The 518-nt window shown below is 58.1% G+C and carries 1 pseudogene; it reads right to left on the bottom strand.

The window, feature by feature from the left end:
• Positions 1–142, bottom strand: a pseudogene (locus tag ACLBKS_RS16465) (flagellin); the annotation flags it as partial.
• Positions 143–518 lie beyond the last annotated feature (376 nt).

Below are 518 nucleotides of genomic sequence, written 5' to 3'. Positions count from 1 at the left end.
GACCGGCGGCGTCGTCCTTGGCGCTGTTGATGCGCAGGCCCGAAGACAGACGCTGGATCGCGGTGCTCAGGGCCTTGTCGCTGATGCCCTGATAACGCTGGGCGGACAACGAGTTGATGTTGGTGTTAATGACGGCTGCCATTTGAAACTCCTGTGTAAAAAAATAGCACTCGCTGCCTCAGCTCCGTGCCGACGGGTCTTGATCCACTTGTTGATACGTGGCTCTTCTGGGCATCGCGGAAATCAACCTGGGGTGGGACTCGCCTGTGGATGCCAGCCGGGTTTTGACAACCCTGTGCACCTTTATCGTCCCGACATCCGGGAACTTGAGGCAAAACCGAAAACTTGAGTCGGAAAAGCGGGGTAAAAATCCTGTATCACCTTGTATCAACCCTGTGACGCCGCCGGGTCACAACGCAAAAAGGGCTGGCACCGTTTCCGGTGCCAGCCCTGGAAAGCCAGGCCAGGAAGCACTCCCCGGCCCAAGCTCCCACCCCAACCCTTACTTACCCCAGCAG

Source organism: Hylemonella sp. W303a (assembly GCF_046452315.1).
Taxonomy (GTDB): Bacteria; Pseudomonadota; Gammaproteobacteria; order Burkholderiales; family Burkholderiaceae_C; genus Hylemonella.
The sequence above is the reverse complement of the archived record's forward strand: the minus strand, read 5'-3'. Positions and strand labels throughout refer to the sequence as shown.